Here is a 19,985-nt window from a genome sequence, read left to right as displayed (position 1 = left end):
CCATCCCTGAAAAAAGAGGGGTTGGCTCTTTCCGGGATAAGCCGCCGGTCCTTCATTTTCCCGGAATGCCGATGGTGCTGCGGTTTTTAGAACGTGTACCGCGAGCTGTCCTTCGACATTTTGTGGTGCCCGGCCTTCGTGATGCGAAGCGCTTATCTGGCGATAATTTCCAATTTATCCTCTTTAATCCCCAGCAGCAGTTCGCCTCTCAATATGCCGAGCAGTTCCTTGCCGGCCATGCCGTAGCGCCATCCGTGCAGCAGTTGGCACTCGCCTTCGTCATTGTTGAAAAGCAAGGATTCCAAATCTTTCCGGGTGGCGAGAATATTCGGATTCAAGGCGTTTTCTTCGGCCCGGATCCGGACGATCGCCGTCAAGAGGTCGACAATGGCTTCCTGCTGCTGGGTTTTTTTCAGCGGGCGCCCGTCTTCATGCAGAGGGATCGGGGGGCGGTTTTTGGCCTCGCCGATGATTCTGCATAAAGCCGCGCCGTAGCGGCTGACCGTGCGTTCGTTGATGCCGCGGATTTTTGCCAGATCGGCTGCCGTTTCCGGCTGCAGTTTGGCGATGTCGAACAGCAGCTCGTCACGGAGCAGCCAGCCTTTGGGGCGGTTTTCGTTTTGGGCGGTGCTTTCGCGCCATTCGGCCAGCGCCTGAATGATCGAGAGCTGTTTGCCGGTCAGTTTGTTTTTGCCCTTGATTCTCCGCCAGGCATGTTCCGGCAGCACTTCATAAAGGGCCGGATTGGAAAGCTCGGCAAAGTCCGGCTGCAGCCAATCGAGCCGGCCCAAAGCGCTCAGTTTGTCGCGCATGAGCTGATAAATCCGGCACAGATAGATGACATCATCCGCCGCATACTGGATTTCCTCTTCGGTCAGCGGGCGCTTGCTCCAGTCGGCGCGCGTATGCGCCTTGTTCAGGTTGACATTCAATAGATGCGAAACCAGCATCGCATAGCCGGGATTGTCCTGATAACCCAGCAGCGGCGCCGCGACTTGCGTATCGAAGATCGGCGAGGGCAGCTTGCCGGTCAATTGATAAAATATCTCCAGATCCTGGCGGCTGGAATGCAGTACCTTGACGATGCCGGGGTTGTACAGGGCTTCGAATAATTCATCGAGCCGGGGAAGCGCGATCGGATCGACGCATGCCACCCAGTCGGGCGTGGCGATCTGCAGCAGGCAGAATTTTGGGTAATAAGTCTTTTCGCGCAGAAACTCCGTATCGATGGCAATCCAGGGAGTCGAATGGATGCGGGTGCAAAGCTCGGCAAGTTGTGCGGGGGCGTCAATATACTCAATGGTCGTTGTTTTCACGTTTCGAACCTTAAATGGAGGCGATCAATCGGATAATATCTAAATAAACACGCAACGGGTTCAGTTTTTACCTGGGAAGCCGGCCGCTTCAGGCTGTTGTCGGGCAATCGGCTGGCGATTGCGCCCGTAACGAGGCTTGCCGTGTTTTTTCGCACGCCGATTTTTTACCCGCCGAATGCCCAGTTTTTGATGGTTGATTTCGACCGTTTTCAGATGCTGAAAAATGTCCGGCGGCATTTCATCGGGCAGTTCGATCAGCGTATGGAAATCCTGAATGTCGACATGGGTAATATTGTTCTTATCGACCCCCGACTCTTCAACCAGCATTTTCTTGAGCTCTTCCACTGTAATCTGATGCTGGCGCCCAACATCAAGCCGATAGCGCACCATTTTCAGATGCTGGGGAATAGGTTGTTGCCGCAAGGGCTGAGTCCGCTGGGGCTGGAGCGCATCACCGGCCTTATCCGGAAGGCTTGCCGGGGATTGCAGCAGAAACAGCAGGGCAGCGGCGCAATCCAGAAGATCGACTCCGCTGCCGGCTTCGCAGAGCCTCTTCAGATGGGCGCGCTGAGCTTCGAGATCTTCGAGAGCGATAATCTGCTGTAATTGTCTGTCCAATCCTGCGGGCAGGCCGGTTTTTGGGGTATCGTTCATCCTGGAATAGTCGCGGTCGCGTGAAAGGTGCAAGTCGTTATCGGCATGATCATGGCGGCCAACACGGTGTCTGCTCTCGGCTAGAGCCTGTCCTCGTAGATTTCGACATAGGCTTCATCTCGAATTCGGCGAATCCAGAGCTCGGTTTCTTCTTCGATTTTCCGTTTGCGTATCGCTTCGCGAGCCAGATTTTTCTGGTGCTCTTCGCTATTGTCTTTCGTTTCGCGATCCAGCACCTGAATCAGATGCCAGCCGAATTGGGTTTGAACGGGGTCGCTGATTTCTTTGACAGCAAGCCGGTTCATGGCTTCCTCGAACTCCTTGACCAAATCACCGGGATTGACTTTGCCCAAAGAGCCGCCTTTCAGGGCAGAGCCTTTATCGTCCGAATGCGCACGCGCGAGCGCGGCGAAATCGTCGCCATCGGTAATGCGGGTCTTTAGCGCCAAGAGGCGTTTTTTCGCTTCGTTATCGTCAATCAATTCGTTGGTCTTGATCAGGATATGCCGGACTTCGGTTTTGGTGACCGTATGATTGTCGGTTCCCTTCGAGTCGATCAGCTTGATGATATGAAAGCCGCTCGGGCTGCGTATCGGCTCGGAAACCTCGCCGATGGCCATTTTTTGCGCGGTATCCGCAAAAAGGGTCGGAATCTCGTTCAAATTGCGCCAGCCGAGATCGCCGCCGGATAACGCATTGTCGTCGTCCGAATTGCTGACCGCGGTATGGGTAAAATCCTGGCCCCGGCGCAACTTCGCGACGAGGTCGGAAGCCTTGCTTTGGGCGGTTTGGATTTCGGAAGCGGATGCGCCTTCTTTCACTGCGATCAGAATATGTCCCAAACGGTATTGCACCGACTCAGTGCCGATTTTGCCCTGGGTGTCGAGGTAGTGCTCGATTTCCCGGTCGGTAACCTTGATCCGCGCGCCGATTTCGCGAGCGCGCAACTGATTGATCATGATTTCGTTGCGCACATTGTCCAGGAAGCTTTTATAGGCCATGCCCTGGCTGATCAGTTCGTTCCGGAACTCGTCGGGGCTCATGTTGTTGTTGCGCGCGATTTCGGTGACCGAGCTGTTCAGCATTTCGTCGCTGACCGTAATGCCGGCTTTTTCGGCCAGCTGCCTCTGAAGTTTGTCGATGATCAATTTTTCCAGCACCTGGTGGCGCAAGGTCGACGCAGACGGCATCGCGACATTCGACGAACGCATCCGCTCTGCGATGATATAGGATTCTTTTTCCAGTTCGCGTTCCAATACGACGTCATCCTCGACGATCGCGACGATCGTGTCGAGCATTTCGGCGCGGGCTGTGCCGGTTACCGTCAGAAGGTGGAGCAGAAAAAACGCAATAAAAAACTGTTTCATCACGGCTGCGATTATTGGGTCGGCTTTTGATAGCCGAAAATACTTTGTTCAAAGAATTGGTCGAGGCTTTCCCCTAGGCCGGTCAATCCCTTGAGTTCTACCTGGAAAAAAAGACCCGATTGACTGGTGCCTTCGGCGAGCTGTTGAACCGAGCTGTTGACCGTATTGATGTTATTGGTGTAACGGCGGCCGATCAGACGAAAACGCCAGCAGCAGTTTTCCTTCTCGACGCCCAAAAAAGTTTCCTGCGTTTTATTATAAAGCCAGGAATATTGCCAGCGGCCGACGGCATACCAATCATTGAACAACGGCCAGCGAAAACTGATGTCGCTCTGCACCAGGTCCGTACTGTGCAGTACGTTTGGGTCCGTCAGCGGATTATAGGAAGGCGTGCCGGAAGGGAGCGCTGCATTGTAGGCTTGTACGGAAGGGCCCCAAATGGAGCTGTTCGCAAGCAAGGTGCGTTCTACCAGATCGGTTCGCCGATAATGGAAGCCAAGGTTCAGAATTTTCTCGGCTTTGTTCATAAAATGCAAAATCGCCTTGCCTCTGACGATGTCATTGTTCTCCGGGTTCCACTGAATGCCCGTTTCTCCGGACCAATGATCCGAGAACTGGCTGCTGAGTTCGGCGATCAGCGGCGACACGCGGTCCGTTTCGACCGGCATTTGAAACCCTTGTTCCGGAATTGTCACGAAATCGGGCAAGTTCCGGATTCTGAGCGGTGCGGTGACTTCGCGGTCCCGGAAGTAAATGATTTGGCCGATATTCAATTTCATTTTTTCCAGGCCGGTTTCTGAATCGATCAACCGGGTTGTCAGCGCCATCGTAATTTGATTCGCGTCCTGTATCCGATCGGTACCGCTGAAGCGGTTCTCCCTGAATAGATTGCTGAACCATATATCGTAGAGCGATGTATCGAATAAAGGAATGTCGTTTTGATCTTTTTTCGGAATATATAAATAAAAAAGCCGGGGTTCAAGCGTATGCTTCATGGACGAGTCGGCCTTGCCCAGTTCCCTCTCGAAGGTTAACCCGCTGTCTAAGGAAAAGATCGGTAAAGTGCGGGTAACCGTGTTTGACCAACTCGCAGGCACGACATTGGGCGGGGGAACAAAGCTTTTTTCAGTAAGTTGATAATCGGTATGCTGTACCGAAACCTTGGGCGTCAAAAAACCCCATTCGGCTTGCAGCGGCGCGCTGATCGACGGCTTGACATTGACGCGCTGAGCGTTGACCAGATCATCATGGTTGAAGTTTACATATTCGCTGTCCAGGTTGGCAGTCAGCGGCATGAAGTCGAAGGTATGGTCAAGGTTCAGATCGATCTCGGGCAGACGCCGATAGGGGCGATTGTAACCGGTCAAGGTTTTGTCGATTGTCTGATAGTTCTCGACGCGGCCCACCAGAGAGACGCCTATGCCCGGATTGCGGTAACCCAGATCGGCGATGCTTCTGATATGGCTGAAATTGGGGAAGCTGAGCGCGTTGCCGAGCTCGCCGAAATATTCTTTGTCCGAAACATAATTCAAGTCCATGTTCGAACTGACATACGGGCCGAAATGGCTGGTGTTCTTGAGCGATCCGAGAAAACGCGAGGTGTCGCGAAGTTTGTCGTTGGGTAAAAATTCCAGTCCCAGTTTGCTGTTCGAGTAGGGGGTCAGAAGCCTGAAATCGCCCGCCAGCATGATGCCGCGCTTCGTGAAATAGCGGGGCCTGAGAGTCGCATCATAATTAGGCGCGATATTCCAGTAATAAGGGGCGGAGAAGTGAAAGCCGCTGAGCTGTGTACTGCCGAAAGTGGGCGCAAGAAAACCCGATAAACGTCTGTTGTCGACAGGAAACGACAGGTAAGGTGAATAGAAAACCGGCGTTCCCTTGAATTCGAGCCAGGCATTCTTGACGGCGCCCTTGCCGGTTGCGTCGTTCAATTTCAGGTCGGAAGCATGCAGTACCCAGTCCGTATTTCCGGGCGGGCAAGTCGTATAGGCGACATCTTTATAGCGCGACAGTACCTTGCTTTCCCGGTACGCCGCCGAGGCGCGGCCTCTGAGCGGCGCGGACGGATTGATGAACTCTACGTTTCTCAATGTCGCCTGGTCCTGGGCCAGTTTCAGGCTGGCGGAATTGCTGTAAATCGATAGATTGTCCTCGCTGTAGTATACCTCGCCTTGCAGATCGAGCGTTTGCGATACGGTGTCGTATTGTGCGGTGTTCGAAAACGAATGCTGGTCGGCGCGAGTAATTTCGACGTTGCCCCGGTAACTGCTGATTTCGTTTTCGAAGACTTCGCCGTAATCGGCATTGACATCCAGCGGCGATACGTCGCGTAAAGGGCTGCGCGGCGTAAATACCGGCGCCGCACCCGGCTCGATGCTGCAATGAGCCCAAGGGTCGTATTTCAGGTTTGATCTCAGGTTGGCAAAAATCTGCTCCTGTTTGGCGTCGAACGCAGGATCCAACATGCTGAATCCGGTGGCTTCGGTACTCACGACATGCGGCTGCCCCTTCGGATCGGGTCCGGTCAGGTTACAATTCCAGTCTTGGCCGCCTTCGGCGGTTTTACAATGCCAGCCGGCCTGCCGGGTATCTTCCTGCTGCAGGTTTTTCTTGACGGGGACGGCCTTGCGCACCGTCGACTTGACCGGAATCTTTTTTTCGGCGATTGCTTTAGGCTGAGATTCGGCTTCGGCGACCGTTTCATGAACAGGAGCCGGGGCCGGGGCCGGTTCGCTGACCGCAGTTTCTTTTACCTCGGGTTGGGCGGCGGGCGTCGTTGACACTGGGGGTTGTTGCGCTAACGGTTCGTCTTTCTCTTCCGGAATGGCGGCGGGAGAGGCTTTTTCGCCGGTACAAACCCATTCCTTGCTGTTTTTGTCCTGATGGCAATTCCAGACGGCATCCTCCGCAAAACCCGTAGTCGGCAGGAATGCGAAAAAAAACAGGATAAAGCAAAAATGCATGCGGTGTCGGGAGATGGGTAGCGGGACGGTTTGCAAATAGACTAAAATGCCGAATGCCATTTTACCTTAATTTATCTGACCATAATAAACTAATCTAATCGGCCCTCATGATTGAAGATTTGCGAATCATGGCCCTGCTCGACTGGCTCCGGCATGATCTTTTGATGACGATAGCCAGTTGCGAACCGGCCTCCAGCGATGCCAGCTTCCGGCGCTACTTCAGGGTCGAAGGGCCGGAAGGCCGGTTCGTCGTGATGGATGCGCCGCCCGAGAGGGAAAACGTGGCGGCATTCATCAAAGTCAACCGTCTGCTCAAAGGGGCCGGTGTCCATGTGCCGGAAATCTTCGCACAAAATCCGGAAGACGGTTTTCTGCTGCTCGAAGATTTCGGGAGCCACGATTTTCTGAGCCGGGTAAGCCCGGAGAGCGCCGAATGGCTGTACCGGGAGGCGCTGGACGCTCTGTTCCGGCTGCAGACGGGAACGTCGATTTCGGCCTGCGGCCTGCCGGTTTACGATCACGCGCTGCTGGCCCGCGAGCTGGGCATCTTCGACGAGTGGTTTCTGGGGCGGTGGCTCGATGTCGAGATGCCGGCGAAAGTGCGCGAATCTCTGCACGAAAAGCTGATCGCCTCGGCGCTGGAGCAGCCGCGCATCTGCGTGCACCGCGATTACCATTCGCGCAATCTGATGATACTGGAGGCGGATTCGCCCGGCGTACTGGACTTTCAGGATGCGGTAGTCGGGCCGGTCACTTACGATCTGGTGTCGCTGCTCAGGGATTGCTATGTCGCCTGGCCCGAGCGACGGGTCGATGACTGGATGAGCGGCTACTACCGGCGCTTGCTCGGCGCCCGGCTGATCGATTGCAGCCTTGAGCGGTTCCGGCGCTGGTTCGACTGGATGGGCATGCAGCGCCATTTGAAAGCGATCGGTATCTTTGCGCGCTTGAATCTGCGCGACGGCAAGCCGGGCTATTTGAAAGACATCCCGCGGACGCTGAATTATGTATTGGCGCAGGCCGATGCTTATCCGGAATTTGCCGAATTCGGCGATTTTTTGCGGACGCAGGTTTTGCCCTTGCAGGAGACGGCCGCATGAAGGCGATGATTTTGGCCGCGGGCCGGGGCGAGCGCATGCGCCCCCTGACCGACCGCACGCCGAAGCCGCTCTTGAAGGTGGCCGGAAAAGCGCTGATCGAACATACGCTCGGCCGATTGGTCGAGGCCGGATTTACCGAGATCGTGATCAATCACGCGCATCTCGGAGAACAGATCGAAGCGGCGCTCGGCGACGGGGAGCGCTACGGCGCAAGCATCCGTTATTCTCCCGAAGGCGAGCAGGCGCTCGAAACCGCCGGCGGCATCGTCAATGCATTGCCGCTGCTGGGGAATGAACCGTTCCTGGTTGTGAACGGCGACATCGCGACCGATTTTCCGTTCGACATGCTGCATGCCGTGCCGGTCGATCTGGCGCATTTGGTTCTGGTCGACAACCCCGCGCATCATCCCAGGGGCGACTTCGGCCTGGACGGGCAGGGCAGGGTTGTGGAAGACGGCGAGGAACCGTTTACTTTCAGCGGAATCGGCATTTATCATCCCGCTTTGTTCGAGCATGTGCCGCCGGGCGCCAGCAAGCTCGGTCCGCTGTTGCGCCGGGCGATTTCCCGGCAGCGGGTGTCGGGGCGGAAATATGGCGGGTTCTGGATGGATGTCGGAACTCCCGAGCGGCTACAGACTCTCGATAGTTATTATTTTCAAACAGGAGTATTCCCATGAGCGACCATGTCTATAAAAAAATCGAATTGACCGGTTCATCGACGGCCGGCCTGCAGGAGGCGATCGAGAACGCGATTGCCCGCGCTTCGCAAACGATCCAGAACATGCGCTGGTTCGAAGTGGTCGAAACGCGCGGGCATATCGAAAACGGCAAAATCGCGCACTGGCAGGTTACGATCAAAGTCGGTTTTTCGCTGATCGAGTAAGCCGCGAAAGACCTGCCAGGTTTTTAAAACCTGGCAGATTTCTCCTGTATGGCGACAAGCCGGGCGTTCACTTGCCGAACGCGATATAACGCCGGTACGGCGAATCCTGCTTCCAGGTGAACGATTCGGTGTAATAGTGCATCAGTCCGAAATAACCGAGTAAACCCAAAGTAACGGCTTTGCGAATCTCGACGCCGAACCAGTGCTCGGTGATCAGGTTGACCAGCTGGTCGCCGTAGGCCTGCAGCGCGAAGGCAAGCCCGAACGAGAGGGCGGGCAGGACGAGGAAACAATGCACATGCCAGCTTTTGGCCTGACGGTAGAGCCAGTTCTGCGGCTGTTTATGGTGGCGATTGTAGTCGTGGGTCACATAAAAGAAGTAAGCGGTCGTATCATGTACCAGTCGGGGGCCGAGAATTGCCAGGAAATAATATTGCTGGACGAACAGATAATAGCTGTTCAGTACCAGTAAAGTGTTCGACCACAAAAACCATTTGCCGAAGGCGGATGCGGCAAAGCGTTGGCTATACCAGGTGACGAGAGCGAGCAGCACGCACAGATTGCCGGCGGCCAGCTTGATCCATTCGACCTGATCCGGCGTCAGTCGTGCATTCAAAAAAATACCGATATAAATCAGAAGGCCCGCCGTGACGCTCAAGCCGAGCAGGAGATTGAAGTGCGGCGAAGGCAGCCTGCACACTCCGCGCGCCAGCCCGTGCTGCTGCTTCAGTACATGCAGCACCGTCCAGGCCGCGACACCGGCGTAAAGCGCGTAGTAAGGCAGGTAGAGGCTGCCGATGCCGAAAACGACCGCTAGCGCGAGCGTCATCCGGAAGAGGCGGGGCTTGTAAAGTTTGAAATAATCACCGTGGCTGCATAATAAAATCGCGCTGGCGAGGATATGCGGCGTGCCGAATAAAATCTGATACAGCAGGAAATGCCCGGTATTGCTGGGCAGATTTTCTTTCAGAAAATTATGCCAGAACCAGCCGTCGAATAACTGGAGCAATACGCAGAGTGGAATGATCAGATAAAGTGCCAGGATTAGCCGGAAGGACACGGCCATCCGGATCGATGGTGAATAATTTTGTGAAGAAGAAACGGCTTGAGCAGACATGGATCGGTCCCCGCATAAAGTTTATTGATTGAATTCCTTAATTAAGCTACAGCATTAAATTCTCTCGAATGCATCGTGGACGGCAGGCGGCAACCGGCCGATCCTCCATGAGAGGAAAGGAGAGTCTGCCGTCTCTGCGCTTTTTCGAGTACTGAGTCCGCCTGGCGTCAGGCGGATTACTTCATATCAGCCGGCCCCATAAATCGTAATCGTCCGCTTCTTCCAGTTCGACCTGCACCAAATCGCCGACCTTGAGATGCGTGGCGCCGTCGATATAGACTTGGCCGTCGATTTCCGGTGCGTCCGTCTTGCTGCGGGCGACCGCGCCTTCTTCGACCACTTCCTCGACCAGCACGGTTTCCACCCGTCCGATCCGCCGTTGCAGGCGGGCGGCGCTGATCTCCGCTTGATGCGCCATGAATCGCGCCAGGCGTTCTTCCTTGACCGCTTCCGGCACCGCGTTCGGCAAATCGTTTGCGGCTGCGCCCTTGACCGGCGAATAAGCGAAGCAGCCGATCCGGTCGAGCTGGGCGTCGGTCAAGAATTGCAGCAGTTCCTCGAATTCTTCCTCGGTTTCGCCCGGAAAGCCGACGATAAACGTGCTGCGTAGAGTAATGTCCGGGCAGATTTCGCGCCAGGCCCTGATCCGTTCCAGATTGTTCTGGCTGGCTGCCGGGCGCTTCATCAGTTTCAGGATCCGGCTGTTCGCATGCTGGAACGGAATGTCCAGGTAGGGCAGGATTTTGCCTTCGGCCATCAGCGGGATCACTTCATCGACATGCGGATAGGGATAGACATAATGCATCCGTATCCAGATGCCCAGTTCGCCGAGCGCTTCGGCCAGTTCGTAGAAACGGGTGCGCACCTGCCGGCCTTTCCAGTCGAACGGCCGGTATTTCAAATCCAGTCCGTAGGCGCTGGTATCCTGCGAGACGATCAGCAATTCCTTTACGCCCGCCAGGGCTAGGCGTTCGGCTTCGCGCAACACCTCGTCGACCGGTCGGCTGACCAGGTCGCCGCGCATCGACGGGATGATGCAGAAGGTGCAGCGATGATTGCAGCCTTCCGAAATCTTCAGATAGGCATAGTGCCGGGGCGTCAGTTTGATGCCTTGCGGCGGCACTAGGCTGGTAAACGGATCGTGCGGTGGCGGCAAATGCTCGTGCACCGAGGCGATCACTTCTTCCAGCGCATGCGTGCCGGTCACTTTCAAAACTTCGGGGTGTCTGGCGCGAATTTCGCCTTCCCGGGCGCCGAGGCAGCCGGTCACGATCACCCGGCCGTTTTGCGCGATCGCTTCGCCGATGCTGTCCAGCGATTCCTCGACTGCGGCATCGATAAAGCCGCAGGTATTGACGACGACTAGGTCGGCGTCTTTATAAGTGGGCGAAATGGTATAGCCTTCGGATCGCAGCTTGGTCAGAATCCGCTCGCTGTCGACCAGCGCTTTCGGACAGCCCAGGCTGATAAATCCAATATTCGGAGCAGTCATTCTTTTCTCGTGAGTATAAAAACCTGCGTAGTTTATATGAGTGTGGACGGGATTAAAAATTGAAAAGTTTGTTTTTTATAAATTTTTTGTAAAAAATAAATACACGCTTCGACATGCGGCGCATGACTCCCTTTCTCAGTATTATATGCTTGCAATAGCGTATCGGCGTTTGGGGCGCAGGAATTTTCGGAAAGTTATAATCGTCCAACTTACAAAAAATTTGGAGCTGATAAGCGTGCGAATGTCCGATTTTTCGCTCACGACGCGCTGGTTGATTCCCGCCCCGGTCGAAAGGGTGTGGGCGCCTCTGGTTGCAACCGAGAATTGGCCGGGCTGGTGGGATTATGTGGCGATGGTGGACGAGACGGCGCCGGGTAATTCATTGGGTATCGACAATGTCAGGCGGTATCTCTGGCGGACCTGTTTGCCTTACGATCTGGCGTTCGAATTGCGGGTCACTCAACTGCATCCTTACCGTGCGATCACTGTCGAAGTCACCGGCGACCTGATCGGCATCGGCGATTGCTCGCTGACCTATCGGGAGAACGAGGCGGCGACCGAGCTGATCTTTATCTGGAACGTCTCGCTCGCCAAATCATGGATGAAGCTGTTGGCGGGAGTCGCCAGGCCGGTATTTGTATGGAATCATCGGCGTGTGATGAAAAACGGGGAAGCGGGCCTGATCCGCCATTTAACTGGGCGTTCGGAATTATCTTTATGAACTATCGGCAAGCACTGCGGCTCTTAAGTTTTAAGCTTTAAATAAATATCGAGCTGAAAGTGCAAACTTTTACTTGCAATATTTTCAAATATCCTTATAATACACAGGATCAATCGCGGGGTGGAGCAGCTTGGTAGCTCGTCGGGCTCATAACCCGAAGGTCGTCGGTTCAAATCCGGCCCCCGCTACCAAATAAATCAAGGACTTGTGAGAAACACAAGTCCTTTTTTTATGCTTGGTGGTTTTGTGTAACCTTCATGTAACTGTAACGCGGTGCAAAATGACGTGTTGCGGTATAAGGACTTTCTACGCCCGGCGCGTTCTTTGCATCGAAATCCATTCGGAGCACGACATTATGCGTAGTTGGTGCCTTGTAAAAAAATGTGCCTAGTATGGTGTGAATATCAACCTCACTTGGGATTAGTACTCGCATCCTGATTGCATCCCTACACGCGACTAACGCGCTTTCTTTTGTCTATGGCTTTTTCTCCTGAGTTATAGCTGTAGGGTTTTTTCGCGATAGCAAAACGCCAACACTCTTTAAAGCTATGGCGGATTGCCTAGCGGCGAATCCGCCTTACGGGTTCTCCTTCTCCCGTCTTTCGCGCCACTCAGCCTGTCGCTGCCTTTCGATCTCGTATTCCTCTCGAAGGCTTTTCGCAACGAACGGATCCGGCTCGGATACATACTCAATCACTACTGGGCGGTACCGGAGCAGCAGTGATGCATGCTCCTCCGCAAGATAGCGAACCAGTGCATCCATCGTGTCGATCTTATATATCCAGTCATCGCTCATGTACGGAAGGACGTCAGTACATGAGGAATGCCATGTTCTATGCGGCCCCGCGCTGTGCCACCTACCATATGCCCAACATACAAGGATCTGCGCGCAGGAGAACTTTGGCCAGTTATCTGGGTATCGCCTACGTTTATTCTCGAGGCGGGAGAAAAGGGAAGCCGCAAACAGTATTGCGGCTGTGGTTTCAATGTCGTCCTTGCTCTCCCACAGGTAGTCAAGCGTATCAAGCTCACCCTGCCTCGTATAATAACTTGGCGGATGTATCGGCCCTGATGTTCCGGGCCATCGATCAAAATGTCTCTGACAATCCTGGTGCAAGCTCCGTATGGAGTCTGTAGGCCACCAAGATAGTGCAGAAGGTCTCTCGGTGGGACTTGCAGGATCGTGTACTTGGATTGACAAGAACAACGGATCAACGACAATGCTGAAATCGTTTAGGCGGTCAGTCCAAGCGCGGAAAACTCGCTCCCAGCTCCAATGCTTCGAGAACTCCTCGATTTCTCGCTGGCGTTGTTGTTCCCACGATTCAGTAATTCGCTTCAAGGTTCCTCCAATGATTCTGTACTTCCTGCCGGTATCATGTGAAATCTAACGTAGAGCTAAGCCGATCGCTGGAGCGTAGCGGAAGCGGTCGGCTTGAGCACCTTGTGTATGCCCAGCATGGGCATGAACTTATGAGGTGTAAGTCTCATAGGCGCTAACCTAAAATATAAAATATTGAAAATAAAAGGAATTTCACTTTAAAGTTTTACTTTGATTTGCCGCTCAAAGAGCTTCAACATATTGAAAATTAATGACTTTTATTGGAATAGGTCAATTTTTAAGTTAGCGCCTATGGGCGCAAGTCCCCTGCCGGAGAATTCGAAATTAATCCTGTTAGTGATTATAACGACTAGCCGAAGACAAAGGCAAGACCGCGAGGTCTTGTCTGAAGGAAGTCGGAGAGCTGTAGGGCGGTAGGGCGTTTTCGCGATAGCAAAACGCCAACATGCTTCAAAGCTATGGCGGATTGTTTATCGGCGAATCCGCCTTACCGGGTTAGATTGTCGCAATAGCGAAGCAAGATTGCCACCTGACGTCGGGCAACGATGAAGCTGTTGCCCGACCTACCCGGCTAACCTAAAATATAAAATATTGAAAATAAAAGGAATTTCACTTTAAAGTTTTACTTTGATTTGCCGCTCAAAGAGCTTCAACATATTGAAAATTAATGACTTTTATTGGAATAGGTCAATTTTTAAGTTAGCGCCTATGGGCGCAAGTCCCCTGCCGGAGAATTCGAAATTAATCCTGTTAGTGATTATAACGACTAGCCGAAGACAAAGGCAAGACCGCGAGGTCTTGTCTGAAGGAAGTCGGAGAGCTGTAGGGCGGTAGGGCGTTTTCGCGATAGCAAAACGCCAACATGCTTCAAAGCTATGGCGGATTGTTTATCGGCGAATCCGCCTTACCGGGTTAGATTGTCGCAATAGCGAAGCAAGATTGCCACCTGACTACACCGCAACGTGCGCACTTAAAGCTTTTCTCCTTGGGTTGACGCTTTGGTAGGAGCTTGCTCACAAAGGACAAGACAATGACGCCAGCAATAATAACTCCGAAGATAGCTTCCGATGACATTTAGCTCCCCACGCCTAACGCTGAGTTAACCGGCGCGTTACAGCGGGCTTTGCGGAGGCGAAAATAGCGAAGCCGCTGGAGCAAAGCCCGCTGTAACGTGTCCGGTTGAACGACGTGTTAGATTTTCGCGGCCAGAAAACTATCGGTAGTACTGGCAATTTGAGTGATGAAGTGGATGTGCTTGCGTAGATCATCACGAGTCACCGCGTGTTGTTTTGGCTGGGCCTCACCGTTCGTTGGACGCAGAGAGCGGTGTGCAATGTCTCCCCGCTTTTTGACTAACCGGTTCAGCTCCGCTTTGGCCTTGGCTGGGTCGCAATTGTTCCAGTTCCATGCATCTGAAACGTCGAGTGAGAGATACTTCTGGAATATCTGGCGAACCCTGTCAGTGCTTGGACTGTGGAATGACTTGAGGTCAATTTCTAGCGAATTGAGGTAGAAATTTTGGATGGGATCATCTGCATTGCCTTTGGCGCAGATTGCATTCACCGCCTCGAAAATTCGATCTTCAAAGTAGGTTTCAAGGGCAGCGAGAGCCATCACTAGACTGGCGCGCTTCAGGACTTCAATGTCCGGCGGTGGCGGCTTGGTGTTGAGGGCATCAAAGTGCTTCAGGAGATCAGTGGAGTCCTGAATCGCGTGCTTGAATGTTTCGAGCGCTTGTGAGTTCATCCGCAAAATCTAACGCAAAGGTAAGGGGCGCGCCGTGGACAAGCCTTAAACGAAGCCGCCGAACCCGATTCAAACACAAACCTGCAAAACCGCCCGCGGACGGCGCGTCCCTTTGACCGCCGGGTTAGACCGATTGTAAGACAACCCCAGGGCGAAGCCAAGGAAAAAACGAATGCCTGCGCAAGCAGAAAGTCCTTGTTATCTGGAAAGCCCCGCTACGGCTTGCGTCGCGCCATTGTTAAAGCTAATGGCCTAAAAGTGGCTTGTGCATGGGGGACCCGCCGAGACCTTAAAGACGCCGGCGTGACGCAAACGGATCAGGCCGAACGGATAAGAAATGCCGTGGTAAGCGGGACGACCTTTCCGTTCCCGGAAGGAGCAGCTCAAGTCCTTTGATTTTGCCGCCGTCTAACCAAGTCCTTTGATTTTGCCGCCGTCTAACGCAGAGCTAACCGGGCGCGGCCCGGAAGCTGAATAAACAAAACCGCATTATAACCGCGCTCCGGTTGAGCGCACTGTTAGGCTTGGAAACAACATGATATTGACAGCGACGACACAACAGAATTACGTCGCGTGCTCGCGCAGCCACTCTTTCAGCGCCTCGTTCATGCGCGTTTGCCAGCCGCGTCCAGTGGCGCGGAACGCGGCCAACACGTCGGCGTCGAAGCGAATTGCCACTTGTTCCTTGGTGGGGCGTTTGTTGGCGCCGCGTTTGCGTCGCGTGGTTTCCGCGTGCAATTCGCCGGCGTTATGGCACACAAACGCAGCCGCCCAATCATCGGGCACGGTTGCCGGGCTGTCGCTGTCGTGGGTAATGTCCGCGTCCGTCTGTGCCGATACCGCGTCCCAGTCGGTCAGATTAACGGTTTCTGGCTTGCCAGTAGATACGTTCTTCATGCTTTTCTGCCTTTCTGATGGAGATGATATGGTCGTCATCGCCGCGTGGCGTATGGACGATAAAAACCACCACGCCATTCCAAACGCCCAAGGTTTGAAAGCGCAGTTCGCCGTAGGCGGTGCGCCGGTCTTCGCGGGTCAAGGTAAAACCATCGAAAATCGCTTCGCAACCCACAAAATCAATTTGATGGTTTTGCAGGTTGGCAAGGCGTTTGGTTTCGTCGTAAGTGATCATAAATCAAATTGTATATACAAATTTATAGAAAGTCAATTAATTTATATCTACAATTTGCTGGCTGTTGACATTATCGCCCATCGGGCTTATGCTTCTCCCGCTGCCCCACATTGGGCAGGCGGGTTTGGTCGCCCGTGCAGCAAAGGCGCAAAAGCTATGCGCCGCAAGTCGTGTGGCTTTTTTATTGCCTCTCGTTTTATGGCGGGTGGCGTATGGGGAAGCCGTAAGGCTTGCCGGACCCTTTGCCCGGTCGACCAACCCTGTACGTCATCCGCCGCCCGTTGCTTGGTCGCTCCGTGCGGTGGTTTAACCGCAGCAAAGGAGTTAACCATGAACACCAAAGACGTGCCCGTCGCGCAATCCAATACCGAAGTTTCCGGCCATATCGTCGTTATCGACGGCCAACCGACCACAACCACCCAAGACATTGCCGACGTTTACGGCAAGCAACATGCGAAAGTGCTTGCAGTCGTTCGCCAGCGCATGGGAGAAGTACCCGATGAGTGGCGTCTCGCCAATTTCGGCGAGACGGTCATTGAACGGCCAAACCCTAGCGGCGGCGCGCCTATAAAATCCCCGGTCATCCGCATGACCAAGAAAGGCTTTCATTTTGTCGTCGGGAAATTCACCAGCATGAAAGCCGTGCAACATCAAATCGCCTTCGCCGATGAATTCGAGCGCATGGAAAGCCAACTGCAAGGCAAGGCCACAGAGGGAACTAAACCGCTTCTGCCCACTGACCAGTTCATCCAGAAGTAGAATACGCCATCGAACGCCGCGCCCACACGCTGAGCCTGCGCCAATACGACAAAATTAAGGAACAACTGCGCGAAGCGATACGGAAATGGGGTAAAGACCTCGAAGGCCAAAAGCTGGTGGAGTTCGTCCAGCATATCGACCTGCCCGATAGCCAACTGGTCATCGTCCACCGCGATACTTTATGGCAGTTGACATCATGCCTTGCCTATCTTGATATAGCGCAAAAGAAAGCCTTAAGCTCAATTAATGTACTTGAGAACGAAACAGGAATGCCGTGGTACGGACGAGATTAACAACCGGCCCCGCTGCTTCGGTGGCGGGGCCTAACGTAGAGCTAAGCCGACCGCTGGAGCGTAGCGGAAGCGGGTCGGCTTGAGCGCCATGTTATGCATTGATGTACTCATATACGCCAAACTCCCAATATCTCTTGCCCGGATTTAGTGGCCCTCGCCACCCGCTGGACAATAACTCGTTTGCAAGAAAACGGTTAATCATGCCATGACCAACAAAAGTTACTGAGCCATGCTCATGGGCAAAATCTTTAAGCTTTTCGGCGGCGCCGGTTGCCCTAAGTTTGCCGGATTTTAAGGACTCGCTATTGCGGGAAAAACCCGCAAACCAAAGCAGCCTGAACAGTGTGGCCCAGATGGTTGGCGAGAGCTTTGGAAAATTCCAGTCTACATAAGGCAAACCCATTTCCCTAAATATGGGGTCTATGTAATTAACCGTCGTAACTCCCAACGCTTTTGCTGACTCAATCGATCTTGGTAGATCGCTACATACAACGGTAGAGCAATCAGAAACAACCTCACATACTTCTTTGGGTGGCAGGTTTTCTTTTTTTATTCCCGCAGAGTTATAGAATTTAATCCATTGCTGGAATTCGCTGGCTTTCACGTTCCTCCAAAACGGAAGATCAGGCTCGCCATGTCTAACAAGAATAATTTTCACAGGCTTCTCCATTTGAAGCATAACGCCATGCTCAGCTGCCATTTGCCGCGGTGCTTTTTTTGGGGATAATAGCGAAGCGACCCCAAAAAAAGTACCGCGGCAAATGGTCAGCCGGAGCTATTTGTTAGGCATTTTTCTTAAATCCCTGAGTATCTGACTTTGGCCAGTTTTCAGGAAAATTAACCCATTTATGTTTTGATCTATTCCATGCAGCCGCTACAGGCTCGGGGAAATTTGGATCTTCAAAGCACCCTACGGCCACCCCAACTGCATTTGGCATAAATTCAGCTTCCCAATGCACAGTAGTACCACAATTAGAGCAAAATAAACGATTGAGTTTTCTTCCTTCGTTGCTTGTGTCAACGAACAACTTGGGATCACCAACTTTTGATACTATTTGATCGTTTCCAAAATACGCTCCTACTCCAAAAACGGAGCCTGTTCGCTTTTGGCAATTTAAACAACTGCACGCAACCACCATTTTCGGATCGCCAGCAAGCTCTATATGTATTTCACCGCACGAACACTTTGCTTTTCTATTCATTGTTGCCTCTTACATAGAATTTCTTGACGTAACATTTAATGCCTAACGTGGAGGTAAGGGGCGCGCCGCTGAAGGAAGCCGAGCGAAGCCGCCGAACCCGATTAAAAAGTAAACCTTCAAAATCGTCAACGGGCGGCGCGTCCCTTTGACCGCCTTGTTAGGCATAGGCTCGCACCAAAAGATAGCCAGCCAGCGGAATAAACGCAAAAAACACAACGATACCGAGACAGCCTGAACCGGAGCCGGCGTTGCGGCGAGAAAACTGAGGCGGCCTAGATTGAAGCCACTTGGCATGGCACGCTGGGCAGAAAAATTTGGTTTTGTTGTTACGCCATGCCTCGATGGTGCGTTCGGTATGACGTGAAACTACACCGCAACGTGCGCACTTAAAGCTTTTCTCCTTGGGTTGACGCTTTGGTAGGAGCTTGCTCACAAAGGACAAGACAATGACGCCAGCAATAATAACTCCGAAGATAGCTTCCGATGACATTTAGCTCCCCACGCCTAACGTTCGCCATAACCGGCAGTGAAAAGCGGCGCAAGCTTTTCGCGCCGCTTTTCACTGTCCGCGTTGATGGTGTTGTTGGGCGTCGCCTCAGCGAATGCCCGAATACTCATTAGTAACAGCTCCGACAAAAGCCTTTATAGCGCTGGTCGATCTCAAGTGATGCACTCGCTTGTGACGGGCCTGCTCTGCAACCAACTGCCGGTACTTGGGTGTCAATTTCTCATGACAGAGCCGAAGTACGCGATAGCTGTTCAATGTGCCGCGCCATATTGGACTGTTCTCAGGCCACCCCTCGGGCGTGACGATTAAGCCCTTTACGAGACGCTTTGTCACCCAGACATAATGCGTGAATAGCGGTAGATCGACGTAGATCAACGTGTCAGCAGCCGAGAAACGTTCCCAGGCTGACGGCACGCAGCCGAACCCGTCAATGATCCACTCGTCTCCGCGCATGAGTTCGGAATGGATCTGAAGGTACTCGTTGTGAGGCACCTCCACGCCGCCAGGCCGGTATTTAATGGTGTCGAGTGAGTGCAGCGGCAAACGGGTAATGCTGGCCAGTTGCCGAGCTAGCGTTGATTTACCGCCGCCAGCGTTGCCGAAAACTGCGACTCGCCTCATCTCAAATACTCTGCTCACTGATCTGCTCTCCATGACGCCCAACGTAGAGCTAACCGGCGCTGCGTGGCTTTATCGCGCAGCGTCCAGCGACCGAAGGGAGCGAGGTTGAGCGCCGGGTTAGAGCGCTTTGTATGCATTGGCGACCTCAGTATTGATTTTTGTGGCAAGCGCCTGCGACTCACGCATGAGTGACTGCACTCGCTCAAGATTGCTTTGGTGCTGTGCCCACACATCGCTGCCAACAATGGCGGCAAAATCCATTTTTGTTGGAGCCTTCGAATTCTCGTAAGCCTCAAGCCGCTTGACTCGTTCTGGGATGTCTTTAATGCCGCGTGCTGTGGGTGATAGTTTCGCGGTGCTGAGCATCCAGGTTTTCCATTCCTTGTTGCCCTTTGACTGATTGCACTTTCCGCAGGATGGTACGAGGTTGTGGATTTCTGAGATGTACCCAGTTGGCTTTTTGTCTTTGACGAGCGGGCGGAGGTGATCCCATTCCGAAGCAACGCTGCCACAGTATGCGCATTGGAATGTTTCGGGGGTCATTCCGAGTATTTCCAAGGCCAGCCTTACTTCTTCCGCGCTGGGCAGCACGACCGGAATTATTGAATTGATGAATGCGTTCGTAATACTTGAAGAACGCCCCGTGATCTTCATCGGGGTTGGCATTCGGAACAGTGACAAATATTCCATAGGGGTTGCGCTCTAACGTAAAGGTAAGGGGCGCGCCGCTGAAGGAAGCTAAACGAAGCCATTGAACCCGATAAAAAGG

20 protein-coding genes and 1 tRNA gene are annotated in these 19,985 nt (G+C 53.4%); 6 read left to right on the top strand and 15 right to left on the bottom strand.

Annotated elements, in window-relative coordinates:
* Nucleotides 1–152: 152 nt before the first annotated feature.
* The 4 genes from rnd to CC94_RS0120445 all read right to left on the bottom strand — a co-directional run bounded on the left by rnd (nucleotide 153) and on the right by CC94_RS0120445 (nucleotide 6,300).
* Nucleotides 153–1,316 (bottom strand): ribonuclease D, encoded by a 1,164-nt coding sequence (gene rnd, locus CC94_RS0120460; protein ID WP_005372917.1) that lies wholly within the window; start codon nucleotides 1,314–1,316, stop codon nucleotides 153–155.
* 60 nt (nucleotides 1,317–1,376) lie between these two features.
* Nucleotides 1,377–1,970: a DbpA RNA binding domain-containing protein gene (locus CC94_RS0120455; RefSeq protein WP_031431960.1), complete on the bottom strand. Its 594-nt coding sequence runs from the start codon at nucleotides 1,968–1,970 to the stop codon at nucleotides 1,377–1,379.
* Between the two features lie 80 nt (nucleotides 1,971–2,050).
* On the bottom strand, nucleotides 2,051–3,337 hold the full coding sequence (locus tag CC94_RS0120450; RefSeq protein WP_005372915.1) for a peptidylprolyl isomerase: 1,287 nt from the start codon (nucleotides 3,335–3,337) through the stop codon (nucleotides 2,051–2,053).
* A gap of 11 nt (nucleotides 3,338–3,348) precedes the next feature.
* A complete protein-coding gene (locus CC94_RS0120445; protein WP_031431959.1) occupies nucleotides 3,349–6,300 on the bottom strand; it encodes an LPS-assembly protein LptD in 2,952 nt (983 codons plus the stop codon).
* 107 nt (nucleotides 6,301–6,407) lie between these two features.
* Here CC94_RS0120445 and CC94_RS0120440 point away from each other — a divergent pair, with 107 nt between their 5' ends.
* The 3 genes from CC94_RS0120440 to CC94_RS0120430 are packed head-to-tail and all read left to right on the top strand — an operon-like array spanning nucleotide 6,408 to nucleotide 8,283.
* Nucleotides 6,408–7,400, top strand: coding sequence for an aminoglycoside phosphotransferase family protein (locus CC94_RS0120440; RefSeq protein ID WP_005372913.1), 993 nt, complete (start codon nucleotides 6,408–6,410; stop codon nucleotides 7,398–7,400).
* The gene (gene murU / locus CC94_RS0120435; protein ID WP_005372912.1) at nucleotides 7,397–8,077 is read left to right on the top strand and encodes an N-acetylmuramate alpha-1-phosphate uridylyltransferase MurU; all 681 of its coding nucleotides are present in this window, start codon (nucleotides 7,397–7,399) and stop codon (nucleotides 8,075–8,077) included. The genes CC94_RS0120440 and murU overlap by 4 nt, the downstream gene beginning before the upstream one ends.
* Complete coding sequence (locus CC94_RS0120430; protein WP_005372911.1) at nucleotides 8,074–8,283, top strand: dodecin; 210 nt, start codon at nucleotides 8,074–8,076, stop codon at nucleotides 8,281–8,283. The genes murU and CC94_RS0120430 overlap by 4 nt, the downstream gene beginning before the upstream one ends.
* 67 nt (nucleotides 8,284–8,350) lie before the next feature.
* On the opposite strand, the gene CC94_RS0120425 is transcribed toward CC94_RS0120430, so the two are convergent.
* Both CC94_RS0120425 and rimO read right to left on the bottom strand, forming a co-directional pair.
* Nucleotides 8,351–9,400 (bottom strand): hypothetical protein, encoded by a 1,050-nt coding sequence (locus CC94_RS0120425; RefSeq protein ID WP_005372910.1) that lies wholly within the window; start codon nucleotides 9,398–9,400, stop codon nucleotides 8,351–8,353.
* Between the two features lie 181 nt (nucleotides 9,401–9,581).
* Nucleotides 9,582–10,892, bottom strand: a complete 1,311-nt coding sequence (gene rimO, locus CC94_RS0120420; protein WP_005372909.1) for a 30S ribosomal protein S12 methylthiotransferase RimO — start codon at nucleotides 10,890–10,892, stop codon at nucleotides 9,582–9,584.
* A 241-nt stretch (nucleotides 10,893–11,133) separates the two neighbouring features.
* On the opposite strand from rimO, the gene CC94_RS0120415 reads away from it, so the two are divergent.
* Entirely contained in the window at nucleotides 11,134–11,613 is a 480-nt protein-coding gene (locus tag CC94_RS0120415; RefSeq protein ID WP_031431958.1) for an SRPBCC family protein, read from the top strand.
* Nucleotides 11,614–11,727: 114 nt separating this feature from the next.
* Nucleotides 11,728–11,804: transfer RNA gene (locus tag CC94_RS0120410), tRNA-Met, on the top strand.
* Nucleotides 11,805–12,190: 386 nt separating this feature from the next.
* On the opposite strand, the gene CC94_RS24180 is transcribed toward CC94_RS0120410, so the two are convergent.
* From CC94_RS24180 to CC94_RS25590, 4 genes are all read right to left on the bottom strand, one after another.
* Nucleotides 12,191–12,409, bottom strand: coding sequence for a hypothetical protein (locus CC94_RS24180; protein ID WP_031431957.1), 219 nt, complete (start codon nucleotides 12,407–12,409; stop codon nucleotides 12,191–12,193).
* Nucleotides 12,410–14,146: 1,737 nt separating this feature from the next.
* Nucleotides 14,147–14,701 (bottom strand): HEPN domain-containing protein, encoded by a 555-nt coding sequence (locus CC94_RS0120400; RefSeq protein WP_005372896.1) that lies wholly within the window; start codon nucleotides 14,699–14,701, stop codon nucleotides 14,147–14,149.
* A 564-nt stretch (nucleotides 14,702–15,265) separates the two neighbouring features.
* Nucleotides 15,266–15,598, bottom strand: coding sequence for a BrnA antitoxin family protein (locus CC94_RS0120395; protein WP_005372895.1), 333 nt, complete (start codon nucleotides 15,596–15,598; stop codon nucleotides 15,266–15,268).
* Nucleotides 15,561–15,833 (bottom strand): BrnT family toxin, encoded by a 273-nt coding sequence (locus CC94_RS25590; RefSeq protein WP_005372894.1) that lies wholly within the window; start codon nucleotides 15,831–15,833, stop codon nucleotides 15,561–15,563. Before CC94_RS25590 ends, CC94_RS0120395 begins: the two co-directional genes overlap by 38 nt.
* Between CC94_RS25590 and CC94_RS24920 the strand changes: the two genes are divergently transcribed.
* On the top strand, nucleotides 15,786–16,592 hold the full coding sequence (locus CC94_RS24920) for a Rha family transcriptional regulator (protein WP_084675407.1): 807 nt from the start codon (nucleotides 15,786–15,788) through the stop codon (nucleotides 16,590–16,592). The genes CC94_RS25590 and CC94_RS24920 overlap by 48 nt on opposite strands.
* Nucleotides 16,593–16,976: 384 nt before the next feature.
* Here the strand turns inward: CC94_RS24920 and CC94_RS0120380 are convergent, their stop codons facing one another.
* The 5 genes from CC94_RS0120380 to CC94_RS0120370 all read right to left on the bottom strand — a co-directional run bounded on the left by CC94_RS0120380 (nucleotide 16,977) and on the right by CC94_RS0120370 (nucleotide 19,906).
* Nucleotides 16,977–17,585: a histidine phosphatase family protein gene (locus tag CC94_RS0120380; protein ID WP_051911558.1), complete on the bottom strand. Its 609-nt coding sequence runs from the start codon at nucleotides 17,583–17,585 to the stop codon at nucleotides 16,977–16,979.
* Nucleotides 17,586–17,667: 82 nt separating this feature from the next.
* The gene (locus tag CC94_RS23405) at nucleotides 17,668–18,087 is read right to left on the bottom strand and encodes a GFA family protein (protein ID WP_084675406.1); all 420 of its coding nucleotides are present in this window, start codon (nucleotides 18,085–18,087) and stop codon (nucleotides 17,668–17,670) included.
* A 157-nt stretch (nucleotides 18,088–18,244) separates the two neighbouring features.
* Nucleotides 18,245–18,577: a hypothetical protein gene (locus CC94_RS23985; RefSeq protein WP_157203508.1), complete on the bottom strand. Its 333-nt coding sequence runs from the start codon at nucleotides 18,575–18,577 to the stop codon at nucleotides 18,245–18,247.
* A gap of 105 nt (nucleotides 18,578–18,682) precedes the next feature.
* The gene (locus CC94_RS0120375) at nucleotides 18,683–19,234 is read right to left on the bottom strand and encodes a P-loop NTPase family protein (protein WP_215731693.1); all 552 of its coding nucleotides are present in this window, start codon (nucleotides 19,232–19,234) and stop codon (nucleotides 18,683–18,685) included.
* A gap of 99 nt (nucleotides 19,235–19,333) precedes the next feature.
* Entirely contained in the window at nucleotides 19,334–19,906 is a 573-nt protein-coding gene (locus CC94_RS0120370; protein ID WP_031431954.1) for an HNH endonuclease, read from the bottom strand.
* Nucleotides 19,907–19,985: the final 79 nt, after the last annotated feature.

This window comes from Methylomicrobium agile (assembly GCF_000733855.1).
GTDB lineage: Bacteria > Pseudomonadota > Gammaproteobacteria > Methylococcales > Methylomonadaceae > Methylomicrobium > Methylomicrobium agile.
The sequence above is the reverse complement of the archived record's forward strand: the minus strand, read 5'-3'. Positions and strand labels throughout refer to the sequence as shown.

Bases quoted from the DNA above. Each gene is read 5' to 3' on its own strand.
- CC94_RS0120455 (WP_031431960.1), bottom strand. From the start codon at position 1,970: ATGAACGATACCCCAAAAACCGGCCTGCCCGCAGGATTGGACAGACAA.
- CC94_RS0120450 (WP_005372915.1), bottom strand. From the start codon at position 3,337: ATGAAACAGTTTTTTATTGCGTTTTTTCTGCTCCACCTTCTGACGGTA.
- CC94_RS0120445 (WP_031431959.1), bottom strand. From the start codon at position 6,300: ATGCATTTTTGCTTTATCCTGTTTTTTTTCGCATTCCTGCCGACTACG.
- CC94_RS0120440 (WP_005372913.1), top strand. From the start codon at position 6,408: ATGATTGAAGATTTGCGAATCATGGCCCTGCTCGACTGGCTCCGGCAT.
- murU (WP_005372912.1), top strand. From the start codon at position 7,397: ATGAAGGCGATGATTTTGGCCGCGGGCCGGGGCGAGCGCATGCGCCCC.
- CC94_RS0120430 (WP_005372911.1), top strand. From the start codon at position 8,074: ATGAGCGACCATGTCTATAAAAAAATCGAATTGACCGGTTCATCGACG.
- CC94_RS0120425 (WP_005372910.1), bottom strand. From the start codon at position 9,400: ATGTCTGCTCAAGCCGTTTCTTCTTCACAAAATTATTCACCATCGATC.
- rimO (WP_005372909.1), bottom strand. From the start codon at position 10,892: ATGACTGCTCCGAATATTGGATTTATCAGCCTGGGCTGTCCGAAAGCG.
- CC94_RS0120415 (WP_031431958.1), top strand. From the start codon at position 11,134: ATGTCCGATTTTTCGCTCACGACGCGCTGGTTGATTCCCGCCCCGGTC.
- CC94_RS24180 (WP_031431957.1), bottom strand. From the start codon at position 12,409: ATGAGCGATGACTGGATATATAAGATCGACACGATGGATGCACTGGTT.
- CC94_RS0120400 (WP_005372896.1), bottom strand. From the start codon at position 14,701: ATGAACTCACAAGCGCTCGAAACATTCAAGCACGCGATTCAGGACTCC.
- CC94_RS0120395 (WP_005372895.1), bottom strand. From the start codon at position 15,598: ATGAAGAACGTATCTACTGGCAAGCCAGAAACCGTTAATCTGACCGAC.
- CC94_RS24920 (WP_084675407.1), top strand. From the start codon at position 15,786: ATGGTTTTGCAGGTTGGCAAGGCGTTTGGTTTCGTCGTAAGTGATCAT.
- CC94_RS25590 (WP_005372894.1), bottom strand. From the start codon at position 15,833: ATGATCACTTACGACGAAACCAAACGCCTTGCCAACCTGCAAAACCAT.
- CC94_RS0120380 (WP_051911558.1), bottom strand. From the start codon at position 17,585: ATGGCAGCTGAGCATGGCGTTATGCTTCAAATGGAGAAGCCTGTGAAA.
- CC94_RS23405 (WP_084675406.1), bottom strand. From the start codon at position 18,087: ATGAATAGAAAAGCAAAGTGTTCGTGCGGTGAAATACATATAGAGCTT.
- CC94_RS23985 (WP_157203508.1), bottom strand. From the start codon at position 18,577: ATGTCATCGGAAGCTATCTTCGGAGTTATTATTGCTGGCGTCATTGTC.
- CC94_RS0120370 (WP_031431954.1), bottom strand. From the start codon at position 19,906: ATGGAATATTTGTCACTGTTCCGAATGCCAACCCCGATGAAGATCACG.